Origin of the sequence: Arthrobacter sp. 49Tsu3.1M3 (assembly GCF_900168135.1) — a bacterium.
Taxonomy (GTDB): domain Bacteria; phylum Actinomycetota; class Actinomycetes; order Actinomycetales; family Micrococcaceae; genus Arthrobacter.
The window spans coordinates 1-13,956 of sequence record NZ_FUZD01000028.1 but is presented as its reverse complement, the minus strand read 5'-3'; the positions used below and the strand labels follow the sequence as shown (position 1 = coordinate 13,956).

The window sequence follows — 13,956 nt, the reverse complement described above, 5'->3', positions numbered from 1 at the left end:
GCGGCCGGGACTGGGCATGTCCCGCGGCTGGCCCGGTACCCGGCGATGCTGAACTCAGGGTTGGCCCCGTGCCCGGCGCTGCTGAGCTCAGGGTTGTGCCCCGCGCCGGGAGCGCCGAGCCGCGGATTAGCTGGCGGCCGCGAGGCGCCGCCGCGAAAATTGAGCATGTCCGGCGGCCGACACAGCTTAGGAGCCTGCGGGGTGCACCACGTACCCTTGGAGACTGTGAAGGTACTTGTCATCGGCCCCGGCGGCCGCGAACACGCCATTGTCCGATCCTTGCTTGCAGACCCGAACGTTTCCGAGGTCCACGCGGCCCCGGGCAACGCCGGCATCAGCGCGCTGGTCCCCACATATGCGATCGACGCGAACGATCCCGACGCCGTCGCCGCGCTGGCCGTCAAGCTCACCGTTGACCTGGTGGTGGTCGGTCCGGAGGCGCCTCTCGCCGCCGGCGTGTCCGACGCCGTCCGCGCCGCCGGCGTCCCGGTCTTCGGTCCCAGCAAGGCCGCGGCCCAGCTGGAAGCGTCCAAGGCCTTCGCCAAGGAAGTCATGGCCGAGGCCGGGGTGCCCACCGCAATGGCCCGCGTTGCCTCCAACGCCGGGGAAGCCGCCGACGCCCTCGATACCTTCGGCGCCCCGTACGTCGTCAAGGACGACGGGCTCGCAGCCGGCAAGGGCGTCGTGGTCACCTCCAACCGGGACGAGGCCCTCGCGCACGCCCAGACCTGCTTCGACGCGGGCGGCACCGTGGTGATCGAGGAGTTCCTGGACGGACCCGAGGTCTCCGTGTTCGTCCTCTGCGACGGCACCAACACCGTGGCCCTGTCCCCGGCGCAGGACTTCAAGCGCATCTTCGACAACGACGAGGGCCCCAACACCGGCGGCATGGGCGCGTACACACCGCTGGAATGGGCCCCCGAAGGCCTCGTGCAGGAAGTGATCGACCGCGTCGCCCAGCCCACCGTCAACCAGATGGCGCACCGCGGCACCCCGTTTGTCGGCGTCCTCTTCGTCGGCCTCGCCCTGACCTCGCGCGGCACGCGGGTCATCGAATTCAACGTCCGGTTCGGCGATCCCGAAACCCAAGCCGTCCTCGCCCGGCTCAAGACGCCCCTCGGCGGGCTGCTCATGGCAGCGGCCAAGGGCGAGCTGGACAAGGTGCAGCCGCTGCGCTGGTCCAAGGACACGGCTGTCGCCGTCGTCGTGGCCGCCGAAAACTACCCCGACACGCCGCGGACGGGCGACCGCATCCGGGGCCTGAAGAAGGTCGACGCCCTCGACGGCGTCCACGTGATCCACGCCGGGACCAAGCTCGACGGCGAAGGCAAGGTCGTCTCCGCCGGCGGCCGCGTCCTGGCCGTGGTGGCGCTGGGCACGGACCTCGTGGAGGCTCGGGAGCGGGCGTACGACGGCGTCGAGCTCGTCCAGCTGGACGGCAGCCAGTTCCGCACCGACATCGGCGGCAAAGCCGCCCGCGGCCAGATCCGGGTCGCCGGGCCGGGAACCGCGGCCGCGTCGAAAGCGAAGGCATGAACGTGACCGAATCCGCAGCGCCGACGCCCGGCACCCAGCCTGAGACCACGCCTGAGACCACGCCTGAGACCCCTCCTGAGACCAGGCCCAAGGGCGGGCTCGACACCGCCACGCAGGACCTGCCCGGCTGGCGGCACGTCTACTCCGGCAAGGTCCGCGACCTCTACGTCCCCGCGGATCCGGCCGTCACGGAACGCTTCGGCCAGGACTGCGTCCTGGTGGTCGCCAGCGACCGGATCAGTGCGTTCGACCACGTCCTGGCCAGCGAGATCCCGGACAAGGGCCGCATCTTGACCCAGCTGAGCCTGTGGTGGTTCGACCAGCTCGACGTCGCGCACCACGTCCTCGCCTCCACGGCCGACGACGGTGTCCCCGTCGCCGTCGAGGGCCGGGCCATGATCTGCAAGAAGCTGGACATGTTCCCGGTCGAATGCATCGCCCGCGGCTACCTCACCGGCACCGGACTCGCGGAGTACCGCGCGTCGGGCACCGTGTGCAGCGTCCCGCTGCCAGCCGGCCTGGTTGACGGGTCACGGCTGCAGGAAGCGATCTTCACGCCCTCGGCCAAGGCCGAGGTGGGCGAGCACGACGAGAACATTACCTACGACGCCGTCGTCGGCCTCGTGGGTGCGGACGTCGCGGCGGATTTGAGCAGGCTGACCCTGAAGATCTATACCAAGGCCGAGGAAATCGCGCGCGGCCGCGGCATCATCCTGGCGGACACGAAGGTGGAGTTCGGCCTCGACGCGGCGACCGGCGTCATCACCCTGGGCGACGAGGTGCTGACCCCGGATTCCTCACGGTTTTGGGATGCGGCCACGTACCAGCCCGGGCAGGCGCAGCCGTCCTACGACAAGCAGTATGTGCGCGACTGGCTGACCTCTCCGGAGTCGGGCTGGGACAAGGCCTCCGACACGCCCCCGCCCGTCCTGCCGGCCGACGTCGTGGCGCGCACCCGAAGCCGCTACGTGGAGGCTTACGAGAAGCTCACCGGCCGGACGTTCGCCTAGCCCGGAATGTGAGCCTAGCCCGGACAGGGAGCCTGACCCGGCCCGGCCGGGGCTAGGCTTCCGCGGAAGCGGCCTCGGCCCGGCGCTGGGCGAGCTTGATCTCGAGCACGGCGTCCAGCGCCTGCTGGACCCGGTCCGAGGCGCCCGCCGCACTGAACTCCTTCTGGGCTTCCTCGAGGTACACCAGCGCCTCCGCGGCCTCCCCGGCAGCCTTGAGCGCCTTGCCCAGCAGCAGGGAGACCTCGCCGGCGGTGTGCCGGGCCAGCGCCTCCCGCTCGGCATGGATCTCGCGCAACTTCTGGACGGCGGCCACGATGTCGCCGGTGAGGTAGAGCCAGCGGGCCCGGATGAAGGCGACCTCCAGCTGGTCGGTCTTGTTGCCGCCGACAATCGACAGGGCCAGTTCGGCCCGCTCGATCGATGACAGCGTCTCGGGTTCGACGATTCCCGAAGACAGGCGGACGGCGGCGGAGGCCTTGTTGAACCGGGCCCACAGGTCGATGTCGTTGGCCGGGGAGAGCAGCCGGCCTGCCCGCTCGTGGTACTTGATCCCCTCGGGGTAGTCGTGGCGCATGAAGGCCACGTTGCCGATCACCCAGGCCACCTCGCCGGCGAGCTGGGACATCGAGTGGTCGTCCATCTGGTCGTTCATGGCCTGGCAGTACTCCCAGGCTTCATCGAGCCGGCCGCTCTCGGCCAGGGCGCCAATCAGGGCGCGGAGGGCGCCGATGATCATGGTGGAGCCCTTGGGCAGCTCTGCGCAGAGCCGCACCGCTTCCTGCGCATGCTCGACGGCGGCGGTCAGCTGGCCCTGCCCCTGCGAGGCTGCGGCGAGCATCTGCTCGGCCCGGACGCCGAGCCCGGCCGACTCCGCGGCCATCGGGTGCTCCAGGAGATTCTGGACCACGTCCTTGCACTCCTGCCAGAGGCCCTGCTTGATCAGGCACTCGGCCTGCATATAGGTCATGTTCCACCACGCGCTGGTGTTCTTGGCCTCCAGGGCGATCTTGGCGGCGGCTGCGGCGTGGGTGGCGGCCACCGGATAGTCCCGGAGGTCCCAGGCCTGCCGGGCATACAGCCCGGCGAGCACGTATTCCGCGTCGCTGATGGATACCGGCTGGCTCCAGGCCTCGAGAGCTTTGGGGGCCAGTTCGAGCCGGCGGGCCAGCTCTTCGATGACGTCGGCAGTCGGCTCGCGGCGTCCGGTTTCCAGCAGAGAGATGTAGCTGGGGGAGTACAGGTCACGGCCCAGCTCGGCTTGCGTCAGGCCCCGTTCGAGCCTTTCCGCGCGGAGCTTCTCCCCAAATCCGTTCCCCACGGATACCTCCTAATTCCGGACATTCTTTGTACTAAATGCTTGACAGTCTCTGTGGAAACCATTTTACAATGTGTGTCAACAAGGGTAGTACTGACTTGGTTAAGGACCCCAACGCATATTGAGGAACTCTATGTTGAAGAAGATTGCAGCCGGCGCCGTCCTGGCGGGCGCACTGGCATTCTCCGCCGCGGCTCCGGCCGTGCTGTCCGCTGCTTCACTAACCGATGTCTCCGACGTTGCCGCAGTCGGCAACTGGCCCGATCCCATGCGCACAGCCCAGGCGGTGGGCAACTGGCCCGACCCCATGACCCACTCGCTGAACGTCGGCAACTGGCCCGACCCGATGTAACAAGCCCGATGTAACAGTCCGACATGGCAGGCCCGGCGCAACAACGGCCGGCAGCCTGCGGCACGGATATCCGGCGCAGCCCCGGGAGATTTCCTCCCGGGGCTGCGTTGTGTCCGGGGGAGTGGCAGGGCCTGGGGCAGGGCTCTGAACCCGGACGATCGACGGTGCCGGTGTCATGAAATTATGGCGTGCCTGCGGCCGGACATACCGCCGGACATACAAAAGAGGACCCTCCGCGTGGAGGGCCCTCTTTGTGTTTGGTCGGGATGACAGGATTTGAACCTGCGACCTCGTCGTCCCGAACGACGCGCGCTACCAAGCTGCGCCACATCCCGGTCCGCTGCTTCAAAAGCAACTTCACAAGAGTATCCGATCATGGCCCCGGATGTGAAATCGGGCATCGGCCGGGACGTGTTCCGCCGTCGTCCCGGCCCGGACGCAGACCGGTCCCGGCAGGAGCTGTTCAGACCAGCGAGTCTTTCCAGGCGCCGTGGAGCCGGGCGAAGGCGCCGCCGTCGCCGATCAGCTGCTCCGGGGTGCCGTCCTCCACGACGCGTCCGTCGTGCACCACCAGCACCCGGTCCGCCGTCTCCACGGTGGAGAGCCGGTGGGCAATGATCAGCGCTGTCCGCCCGGCGTCGGGGGCCGAGTCCGCGACTGGCTGTCCGCCGGCCGCCTGGTCGGTCCCCCGCTGGCCGTCCTCCCGGGTGCCCCGCAGAAGCCCCGCGAGGCCCTGCTGGACCATGCGCTCTGACGGGATGTCGAGCGAGGATGTTGCCTCGTCCAGGATCAGCACGGCCGGGCGGGCCAGGAACGCGCGGGCGAAGCTGATCAGCTGGCGCTGCCCGGCGGAGACGCGGCCGCCGCGCTTGTTGACGTCGGTGTCGTAGCCGTCCGGCAGTTCCATGATGAAGGCGTGGGCCCCCACCGCCCGGGCCGCGTCCTCGATCTCCGCACGCGAGGCTTCGGGCCGGCCCAGGGCGATGTTGTCCGCCACGGAGCCGCTGAACAGGAAGGCCTCCTGGGTGACCATGACGACGTTCCGGCGCAGGTCCTCGGTGCTGAGCCGGCGCAGGTCCACGCCGTCGAGGGTCAGGGACCCGGCGGAGACGTCGTAGAAGCGGGCAATCAGCTTCGCGAGGGTGGATTTGCCGGCGCCGGTCTGCCCGACGAGCGCGACCGTCTGCCCGGCGGGGATGTGCAGGTCCAGCCGCGGGATGACCACCGGGCCGTCGCCGTAGCGGAACTCGACGCCGTTGAAATCGATGCTGCCCCGCGCCTGGTGCAGGGCCGCCGGTGTTTTCGGCGGCCGCACGGTGGGGATCTCCTCGAGCAGGCCCGAGACCTTTTCCAGGGCCGCCTGGGCGCTTTGGAAGGAGTTGTAGAACATGGCCATCTGGTCCACCGGCTGGAAGAAGCGCTTGGCGGACAGGATCAGGGCCAGGAGCACGCCGACCTCCAGGTCGCCGCTGAGGACCCGGAAGCCGCCGGTGAGCAGCACGAGGGCCACGCACACGTTGCCGATCAGCACCAGCCCCGGCTGGAAGATGCCGTTCAGGTTGATGGAGCGGACGGTCGCGCGCCGGTAGTCTTCCGACAGTTCGGAGTAGCGCGCGGCATTCTCGCGTTCCTTCCGGAAGGCCTTCACGGCGCGGATTCCGGTCATGGTCTCCACGAAGTGCACGATCAGCCGGGCCGAGACCACCCGGGATTCGCGGAAGGCGATCTGGGAGTGCCTCTGGTACCAGCGGGCCAGGAAATACATCGGCACACCGGCGGCCAGCACCAGGACGCCGCTGCGCCAGTCCAGGGCGAACACGGTCACGGCGGTAAACGCCATGAACAGCATTCCCGAGGCCAGCGAGCTCACGCCGGAATCCAGGAGTTCGCGCAGGGCCTCCAGGTCCGAGGTCTGCCGGGCAATGATGCGCCCCGAGGTGTATTTCTCGTGGAATTCCAGGCTCAGCCGCTGCGTGTGGCGGAAGACCCGGACGCGGAGGTCCAGCAGCATCGCCTGGCTGAGCCGCGCCGTCGAGGTCACGTACAGCGCGGTCAGGCCGGCCGCCACGACGGCCGCGGCAAGGTAGGCGACCCCGGCCAGCACCAGGGGAAGGTTGTCGCCGGCGCGCACGGCGGGCAGGGCGTGGTCGATGCCGAAGGCGATCAGGGCCGGCCCGGCCACGCGGGCGGCCTGGGACAGCACGACGGCGCCGATCGTGAGCCAGAACCGGGCCCGGACGGGGCGGATCAGGGAGCCCAGGAGGGTCAGGGAGCGCCGCCGGACGGCCTTGCTTTCATTCCTGCTGAGGTGCGCGTTGTCCTCATTGGCGGTGCCGAACGTTGCGCTGCTCATCGGGAAATCTCCTCGGACTGGTCCTCGAGGGCGGACAATTCTGAATCCAGGTCCCGCGGTTCCGGGTCCAGGCTGGCGATCACGTAGCGGTAATGGCTGTTCCTGGCGAGCAGTTCCGCATGGGTTCCGACGGCGGCGATCCGGCCGTCCTCGAGCAGGGCCACCCGGTCGGCCAGTGCCACCGTGGAAGGCCGGTGGGCCACGATCAGCGTGGTGGTGTCCGCGAGGACCTTGCGCAGCCGGGCCTCGACGAGGACCTCGGTGTTCACATCAAGCGCCGACAGCGGGTCGTCCAGGACCAGCACTGCCGGTTTCGCGGCGATGGCCCGGGCCAGGGCGATGCGCTGGCGCTGGCCGCCGGAGAGGCTGAGGCCCTCCTCGCCGATCAGGGTATCCACGCCGTCCGGCAGGGAATAGGCGAAGTGGGCCTGGGCGACGTCGAGGGCTTCCTCCAGGGCCGCGTCGCGGCCTTCCGCCGATCCGGCGTCGGGCGCGCCGAGCAGGACGTTGTCCCGGACGGAGCTGGAGAACAGCGTGGTGTCCTCGAACGCCACGGAGACCACGGTGCGCAGGTCCTCCACCGCGAACTCGCGCAGGTCCACGCCGTCGATGGTGATGGCACCGCCGGTGACGTCATAGAGGCGGGGGACCAGCTGGAGCAGGGCGCTCTTGCCGCCGCCCGTGATGCCCACCAGCGCCATGGTTTCGCCGGGGCGGATGTCCAGGGTGATGTCCCTGAGGATCGGCTTGTCCGGCGCGTCTTCGAACGCGAACGAGGCATTGCGGAAGCTGAGGGCACCCTTGAGGCCGGCCGGGCGGCGGGGCTGGTCCGGGCTGGTGATTGTGTTCTGCGCGTCCATGACCTCGAAGTGCCGGTCCACCGCGGACTTTGCGGTGAGGGCCATCGCCAGCAGCATGCCGCAGAACTCGACCGGCGCGGCAACCACGGCGGCGGTGGCGAAGAACGCCACCAGGGAGCCGATGGAGAGCTGGTCCGTGGAGGCCAGCAGGATGCCGACGACGAGGCCGGCGCCGAGGGCGAGTTCGGGCAGGAGCGTCACCACCAGGCTGAAGGTGGCCAGGTGCTTGGCCTTGGCGATCTCGGTCTGCCGGAGTTCCTCGGCCTGTTCGTTGAAGTTCTCCAGCGCCTCCCGGCTGCGGCCGAAGGCCTTCAGGACGCGGATGCCGTGCACGGATTCCTCGACCGTGGTGGCGAGGTCCCCGGCCTGGTCCTGGCTGCGCCGGGCCACCTTGCTGAAGCGGGTGCGGAAGCGGAATCCGTAGATCATGATCGGCACGGCGGCGGCCAGGAAGATCAGGGCCAGCTGCCAGCTCATGGCAAACATCACCGCGACGCCGATCACCACGGTGAGCGTAGTGACCACCAGCATGATGGCGCCGAAGGCCATCCAGCGGCGCAGGAAGTTCAGGTCCGTCATGGCCCGGGACAGCAGTTGCCCGGAGCCCCAGCGGTCATGGAAGGAAACCGTGAGGTCCTGCAGGTGCCCGTAGAGCGAGACCCGCATCCGGGTCTCGACGGTGGTGGCGGGATTGATGACGAACTGCCGGCGCAGGGCCACGAGGCCCGCCTCGGCGATGCCCAGGACCAGGATGAGGAGCGAGGCGGTCCAGACGGCTTCCGCGCTGCCTCCGGGGGTCAGGGACTCGTTGACCAGCACGCGCAGCACCTGCGGGATGGCCAGTGCCATGACGCTGGCCAGCAGCGCGCAGAGCAGGCCCATGGCCAGCCGGGGCAGGATTGGCCGGACGTGCGGGTAGAGACGGCTGATGGAGGTGAAGAATGAGCTCTGCTTGGCCATGCCTGCTTCTTAGGACGCCCGTGCATAGATCGCACCGTTGAATGTAGTTTCCTGTAGCAACTACCCTAGGCCATCGGGTGACCGGATTCACACGTTGTTCAGCGCTCCCAGCATCTCGCCCAGTCATTGCGATCCGCAATGGGTGCAGGTGACGGTGGGACATGTCCACCGGCCGGGCCGGAGGGCGGGCAGGGCTGGCCGGGGCCGGGCCTAGGTGCGGGAGGTAAGTGTGAGCAGAACGGCCTCGGGCCGGCAGGCGATGCGGACCGGGGCGAAGCGGGACGTGCCGATGCCGCCCGAGACGTTTACCGGCGTCGTCCTCCCGTTGCTTTCCCAGGTGTGCAGCCCCCGGGCCCGCCAGGTGGGCAGGTCGCAGTTGGTGACCAGGGCCCCGTAGCCGGGGACGCAGATCTGGCCGCCGTGGGTGTGGCCGGCCAGGAGGAGGTGGGCGCCGGCTTCGGTGAAGTGGTCGAGCACGCGCTGGTAGGGTGCGTGCGCGACGGCGATGCGCAGGTGCGGGTCGGAGTCCCGGCCCTTGGTCCCGCGCGGCCAGTCCGCGTACCGTTCGAGGCGCAGGTGCGGATCGTCGACGCCGGAGAAATCGAAGCGCATGCCCTTGAGCACCACCGACTGGCAGCGGTTGGTCAGGTCCACCCAGCCGGACATGCCGAACTCGGAACGCAGCCGGGGCCAGTCGAGCCTTTCCGGGTGTTTGCGCTCGCCCGAGGGGCCGAGCAAATATGATGCCGGGTTCTTCAGGCTCGGGCCGAAGTAGTCGTTCGAGCCGGGGACGAACACGCCGGGAAATTCCAGCAGGGGCCGCAGGGCCGCCACGAGGGGATCCACGCCCTTGGCATGGCTGAGGTTGTCGCCCGTGTTCACCACGAGGTCCGGCTGCAACTGCGCCAGGGAGGACAGCCACTGCGCCTTCCGGTGCTGGCCCGGAACGAAGTGGATATCGGACAGGTGCAGTATCCGGAACGGGCTGAACCCGGCCGGCAGGATGGGGAGGGTTTCCTCCCTGACCACAAACTGGTTCTTCTCCCACAGCCCGTAGCCGGTGGCGGCCGCCCCGGCCGCCGTTCCGATCGCGGCGGTCACGGCAAAGCCGCGCCCGATGCTTCGAACGCGGCTCACCAGATCATTGCCCAGGGTCATCGGCTACTTCTTGCCGGCGGACTTCGTGGGTGCCGGGGTCGGGTCGGCGGACGGTTGCGTGGCCGGCTCGGTGCTCTTGCCGGTCGGAATGGTGGTCCGCGGCACTGTTACCGGGTCCGGGACCGGGGCCGGAGAGTACAGCATGTCCGACGGCGGGGCCGGGAACGGATCGGTGCCGTAGGCCGGCGCAACCTGGGCCATGTAGTTCGAGAACTGCGGCCCGGCGATCATGTAACCGTCGATGCCCTTGTAGAAGTTGCCGTTGATCGTGACATTCTGCCCGGCACGCTTCTGGTCGCCCAGGGGATCGCCAAACCACGTGGCCGTCGCGAGGCCGCTGGTGTAGCCCGCCACCCAGGTGGAGCTGTTGTTGTCGTTGGTGCCCGTCTTCGCCGCAATGGGGAACGTTGTCCGGGTCGAAATCCGGGGCACGATGAGCGAGCCTGAGCCGCGGTTGAGCACTTCCTGCATGGCGTACGCGACGCCGTGGGCCACCTCGGGCTTGACGGCGTCCCTGCAGTTGGGGGACTGGGCCGGCAGCTGGGCGCCGGTCGCGTCCGTTACCGACTCGATGGCCATCGGTTCACAATACTTGCCGTTGTTGGCGAAGGTGGCGAACGCGCTGGCCATGGTCAGCGGCGCCGTCTGGGTGGACCCGATGAGGTTGCCGAGGGTGGTCATCGGCACTGGGGGGTTGGGGTTGTCCGCGCTCGGCAGCCCGCCGTGGATGCCCACTGCGTCCACGACCTTCTGGATCCCGCAGAGGTCCAGCTGGGCGGCGGAAGCGAACGTGATGGTGTTGATGGAGTTCGCCAGACCGTCAAGGACGGACATGTACTTGTAGTGGGTCTCGTCGGCGTTCTGCAGGTCGTAGCTCCCGTTGGACGCGTCATACCAGCCGGTGGTCGGTGCCGGGCAGGTGTTCCTCCAAGGGAAATTCTGCGGGTATCGGCGCACGGCCCCGTTGAGCTGCGTGCTCATCGACTTGCCCTCGTTGAGCCACTCCGCGAACGTGAACGGCTTCATCGTGGAGCCGGGCTGGAAGCCGCCGAGGCCGTTGAGGTCGTTGCCCTTGGGGTCCTGCACGTCCACGTTGAAGTTCTGGGTCTGGTCGAACTTGCCGTCGGCCGGGAACCATACGGTGTTCTGGGCCATGGAGACGATCTTGCCGGAGCCCGGCTGCACGGACACCAGCGAGGCGCCCCACTTGTCCGGGTTCGCGCCGGCTGATCCGTCCACCTGGGCCTGGGCCACGGCCTGGGCCTTCGGATCCAGCGTGGTCTTGATGGTCAGGCCGCCGCGGAAAATCTTGCGCTCACGCTCGGCTGCGTCGGCCCCGTAGGCCGGGTTGTTCAGGAGCAGGTGGAGCACGTAGTCGCAGAAGTACGGCGCCGTCTGTGAATAGGCGCAGCCCTGGCGGGGCTGGGTGACCTTGGTCTGCACCGGCGTCGCGACCGCAGCGTCGTAGTCGGCCTGCTTGATCTTGCCCTGCGTCAGCATCGCACGGAGCACGAGGTCGCGACGGACCTTGGCGTTCTCCGGATTGGTGATCGGGTCATAGTAAGAAGGACTGTTCACGACGCCGGCCAACAGTGCCGCCTGCGGCAGGGTCAGGTCCTTGGCCGTGGTGCTGAAGAAGAACTTGGACGCGGCTTCGATGCCGTAGGCGTCCCGGTTGAAGAACACGATGTTCAGGTAGCCCTCGAGGATCTGCTCTTTGGTGAACTTCTTCTCCAGCGCGATGGCCAGCTTCATTTCACGGAGCTTGTCCCCGACGCCCTTGTTGACGCCGTTGAGCAGAACCTCGTCGCCCTTGCCTTCGGCCTCCAGCGAGGAGTTGATGACGTTGTTCACGTACTGCTGCGTGATCGTGGACGCGCCCTGCTTATTGCCTCGGGCGGTGCTCACGAGGGCGCGCAGAATGCCGGTGGTGTCCACACCGCCGTGCTCGTAGAAGCGGCTGTCCTCGATGGCGATGATCGCGTCCTTGATGTGCGGGGACATCTGGTCCAGCGAAACACGGGTGCGGTTTTCCGCGTAGAGGTTCGCGATCGGGCTGCCGTCGGACGCCAGGATCGTGGTCGACTGGCTCGGCGGATCGACCTTCAGCTCAGCGGGGAGCGTGTCAAAAAACTGGATCGAACCGCTCGCTGCGCTCCCCGAGACGGCCGCCGCGGGGACCAGGAGGCCCGCCACCAGGACACCGCAAATAGCGCTCACGCCCAGGAAAAGAAAGATCTTTCCGAGGGTGGTGGCCGTGTCGAATAAAGGGTTCTTGCCAGTCGCCATGTTTTCCACTTTACCGGCAACGACTAGGCTTTATGTCATGACCAAATGGGAGTACGCCACGATTCCGCTCATTATCCACGCCACAAAGCAGATCCTGGACCAGTGGGGTGACGACGGCTGGGAGCTCGTCCAGGTTGTTCCGGGACCCGATGGAAACGGTCTGGTTGCCTACCTGAAGCGGGAGAAGCAGTAGCCATGAGCACCCCCTCAGAAGCCGTTCCGGCCACGCCGGCGGCGGAAAATATCTCCGAAAACACGGCCGGCGCAGCGAGCCGCGCCGCCGGCGCGGGCGCGTCGTCCGCCGTCGAACAGCGCCTGGCGGAGCTGGGCCTGACGCTCCCTGACGTTGCGGCTCCGGTCGCGGCGTATGTTCCGGCCGTGATTTCCGGCAACCACGTCTACACCTCCGGGCAGCTGCCGTTCATCAATGGCAAGCTCGAGGCAACCGGGAAAGTTTCCACCGGTTCGGCGGGCGCCTCCGACGAGTCCACGGTATCCCCGGAGGACGCGAAGGCCTACGCTGCCCTCTGCGCCGTCAACGCCCTGGCCGCCGTCAAGAGCGTGATCGGCGATCTCGACCGCATCACGCGGATCGTCAAGGTTGTCGGATTTGTATCCTCCGACCCTTCCTTCACCGGCCAGCCCGGTGTCATCAACGGCGCCTCGGAGCTGCTGGGCCAGGTCCTCGGCGACGCCGGCCAGCACGCCCGTTCCGCCGTCGGCGTATCCGTCCTGCCGCTCGACTCGCCCGTCGAGGTTGAACTGATCGCTGAATTCGCCTAGTAGACCGGTTACTTCGTTGCCTCAGTTAGAACGCCGCCTGTTCGTCCTGCCCCCGGACCTTGAGGGAGCAGCCCGCAGTTGGATTGAACACGGTGAGCGGACGCCCCGCGCGCCCCGTTTGGCCTCCTCGGTGATCCTCCTGCGGGATTCGCCCACGGGCCTGGAGACCTGGCTTGGCTACCGGACGGGGTCCTCCCCGCTCGGTGTCCTCGCCTTCCCCGGCGGATCGCTGGAATCCACCGACGACGACGCCGTCGGCTGGCTGGGCCCCTCACCCCAGCACTGGGCCGAGCAGATGGGGACGCCCGACGTCGGGCTGGCGCGCCGACACGTCGTCGGTGCCATCCGTGAACTGTTTGAGGAGACCGGCATCCTGCTGGCCGGCCCCGACCTGTCCACCACGGTGGAGCTGACCTCCAGCGCCGACTGGATGCGCGCCCGCGAAGCCGTGGCCGAGCAGGAGAAGTCCTTCACCGACCTGCTTGCCAAGCGCGGGCTCTCGCTGCGCACTGACCTGCTCAAACCCCTGGTGAACTGGCTGAGCCCCGACTTCGCGCACCGCCGGTTCAACACCCGGTACTTCGCCGCGACGGTGCCCGTGAACCAGCAGCCTTCCCTGCTGGCCAGCAAGGGCGTCTGGGGCCGCTGGGTGTGCGTGCGGAAGGTTGTGCTCGAGCGGGACACCTCCGTGCTGGGTGACGAGGTGGGGCAGGAGAACACCGTCGGCCGGACCCTGGGTGAACTTCTGGTCCCCGGCTCGGAGATCATGCTTGAGAAGATGGCCAAGGCCAACGGCTGCATCGCCTACCTCAGCTACAAGCGCAAGGCCCACGTCTACCAGCCGAAGCTGGTCGAGGAAGACGGCCGTCTCATGCTCGAAGTCGAAGCTGCCAAAACGATCGCCGGCGAACCGCAGCGGGAACGCTAGAGCCAGGGAGCGCCGACGCCACGGAAGCCTGGCTTCGGACAGGCGGCCTCGACAGCCTTGGCCTGCGCGGGGCCCCGGGCCATGCTGCGCCCTGTTCCTTAGCACTGGACATGTCCCGCCCTGATCCTGAACTGCTCCCCGGAAGTTGGACTGAGAAATTCAGTTCCGACGCCCGGGGAGCAGTTTTATGCATGTACGTAGTCCGTTATCCGAAGAGCAGCGCGAGGCCGCTGTAGCGTGGTTTGAGAAGGGCATCGCGGATAAAGCGGCGGCTCGGGTCCTGGGTGTGTCTCACTCGCCGGTGCAGCTTCTCTATCTGCGGTGGAGAATCCATGGTCGAGGAGCGCTGATGGCCAAGCCGACGAAACAGGTGTACTCGTTCGAATTCAAGCTCGCCTTGGTCGAACGGTTC

The 13,956-nt window shown here is 67.9% G+C and carries 12 protein-coding genes and 1 tRNA gene; 6 read left to right on the top strand and 7 right to left on the bottom strand.

The window, feature by feature from the left end; genetic code table 11:
* The first annotated feature begins 225 nt into the window (after positions 1–225).
* Positions 226–1,536, top strand: a complete 1,311-nt coding sequence (gene purD / locus B5X90_RS19595) for a phosphoribosylamine--glycine ligase (protein ID WP_079555580.1) — start codon at positions 226–228, stop codon at positions 1,534–1,536.
* Entirely contained in the window at positions 1,533–2,546 is a 1,014-nt protein-coding gene (locus B5X90_RS19590; RefSeq protein WP_256860349.1) for a phosphoribosylaminoimidazolesuccinocarboxamide synthase, read from the top strand. The genes purD and B5X90_RS19590 overlap by 4 nt, the downstream gene beginning before the upstream one ends.
* 52 nt (positions 2,547–2,598) lie before the next feature.
* Here B5X90_RS19590 and B5X90_RS19585 read toward each other — a convergent pair whose 3' ends face one another.
* Positions 2,599–3,864: a helix-turn-helix domain-containing protein gene (locus tag B5X90_RS19585; protein WP_079555579.1), complete on the bottom strand. Its 1,266-nt coding sequence runs from the start codon at positions 3,862–3,864 to the stop codon at positions 2,599–2,601.
* Positions 3,865–3,994: 130 nt separating this feature from the next.
* Between B5X90_RS19585 and B5X90_RS19580 the strand changes: the two genes are divergently transcribed.
* Positions 3,995–4,213 carry a hypothetical protein gene (locus B5X90_RS19580; RefSeq protein ID WP_018776166.1) on the top strand — a complete coding sequence of 73 codons (219 nt, stop codon included), beginning with the start codon at positions 3,995–3,997 and terminating at the stop codon, positions 4,211–4,213.
* A gap of 258 nt (positions 4,214–4,471) precedes the next feature.
* Here B5X90_RS19580 and B5X90_RS19575 read toward each other — a convergent pair.
* The 5 genes from B5X90_RS19575 to B5X90_RS19555 form a co-directional block, all read right to left on the bottom strand.
* A tRNA-Pro gene (locus B5X90_RS19575) sits at positions 4,472–4,548 on the bottom strand.
* A 128-nt stretch (positions 4,549–4,676) separates the two neighbouring features.
* A complete protein-coding gene (locus B5X90_RS19570; protein WP_079555578.1) occupies positions 4,677–6,566 on the bottom strand; it encodes an ABC transporter ATP-binding protein in 1,890 nt (629 codons plus the stop codon).
* On the bottom strand, positions 6,563–8,386 hold the full coding sequence (locus B5X90_RS19565) for an ABC transporter ATP-binding protein (protein WP_079555577.1): 1,824 nt from the start codon (positions 8,384–8,386) through the stop codon (positions 6,563–6,565). Before B5X90_RS19565 ends, B5X90_RS19570 begins: the two co-directional genes overlap by 4 nt.
* A 210-nt stretch (positions 8,387–8,596) precedes the next feature.
* Positions 8,597–9,544 (bottom strand): metallophosphoesterase, encoded by a 948-nt coding sequence (locus B5X90_RS19560; RefSeq protein WP_079555576.1) that lies wholly within the window; start codon positions 9,542–9,544, stop codon positions 8,597–8,599.
* A gap of 3 nt (positions 9,545–9,547) precedes the next feature.
* Entirely contained in the window at positions 9,548–11,833 is a 2,286-nt protein-coding gene (locus B5X90_RS19555) for a transglycosylase domain-containing protein (protein ID WP_079555575.1), read from the bottom strand.
* Between the two features lie 37 nt (positions 11,834–11,870).
* Between B5X90_RS19555 and B5X90_RS21085 the strand changes: the two genes are divergently transcribed.
* The 3 genes from B5X90_RS21085 to B5X90_RS19545 are packed head-to-tail and all read left to right on the top strand — an operon-like array spanning position 11,871 to position 13,544.
* Complete coding sequence (locus B5X90_RS21085; protein WP_003797879.1) at positions 11,871–12,026, top strand: DUF4177 domain-containing protein; 156 nt, start codon at positions 11,871–11,873, stop codon at positions 12,024–12,026.
* A 2-nt stretch (positions 12,027–12,028) separates the two neighbouring features.
* Positions 12,029–12,616 (top strand): RidA family protein, encoded by a 588-nt coding sequence (locus B5X90_RS19550; RefSeq protein ID WP_256860343.1) that lies wholly within the window; start codon positions 12,029–12,031, stop codon positions 12,614–12,616.
* 16 nt (positions 12,617–12,632) lie between these two features.
* Entirely contained in the window at positions 12,633–13,544 is a 912-nt protein-coding gene (locus B5X90_RS19545) for an NUDIX hydrolase (protein WP_079555574.1), read from the top strand.
* 205 nt (positions 13,545–13,749) lie between these two features.
* On the opposite strand, the gene B5X90_RS21435 is transcribed toward B5X90_RS19545, so the two are convergent.
* Positions 13,750–13,956 (bottom strand): hypothetical protein (locus B5X90_RS21435; RefSeq protein WP_218670216.1); only part of this gene is annotated, 207 nt, incomplete at its 5' end.

Excerpts from the sequence above, each read along its gene's own strand:
- B5X90_RS21085 (WP_003797879.1), top strand. The coding sequence starts at position 11,871 with ATGACCAAATGGGAGTACGCCACGATTCCGCTCATTATCCACGCCACA.
- B5X90_RS19550 (WP_256860343.1), top strand. The coding sequence starts at position 12,029 with ATGAGCACCCCCTCAGAAGCCGTTCCGGCCACGCCGGCGGCGGAAAAT.
- B5X90_RS19560 (WP_079555576.1), bottom strand. The coding sequence starts at position 9,544 with ATGACCCTGGGCAATGATCTGGTGAGCCGCGTTCGAAGCATCGGGCGC.
- B5X90_RS19555 (WP_079555575.1), bottom strand. The coding sequence starts at position 11,833 with ATGGCGACTGGCAAGAACCCTTTATTCGACACGGCCACCACCCTCGGA.
- B5X90_RS19590 (WP_256860349.1), top strand. The coding sequence starts at position 1,533 with ATGAACGTGACCGAATCCGCAGCGCCGACGCCCGGCACCCAGCCTGAG.
- B5X90_RS19570 (WP_079555578.1), bottom strand. The coding sequence starts at position 6,566 with ATGAGCAGCGCAACGTTCGGCACCGCCAATGAGGACAACGCGCACCTC.
- B5X90_RS19565 (WP_079555577.1), bottom strand. The coding sequence starts at position 8,386 with ATGGCCAAGCAGAGCTCATTCTTCACCTCCATCAGCCGTCTCTACCCG.
- B5X90_RS19580 (WP_018776166.1), top strand. The coding sequence starts at position 3,995 with ATGTTGAAGAAGATTGCAGCCGGCGCCGTCCTGGCGGGCGCACTGGCA.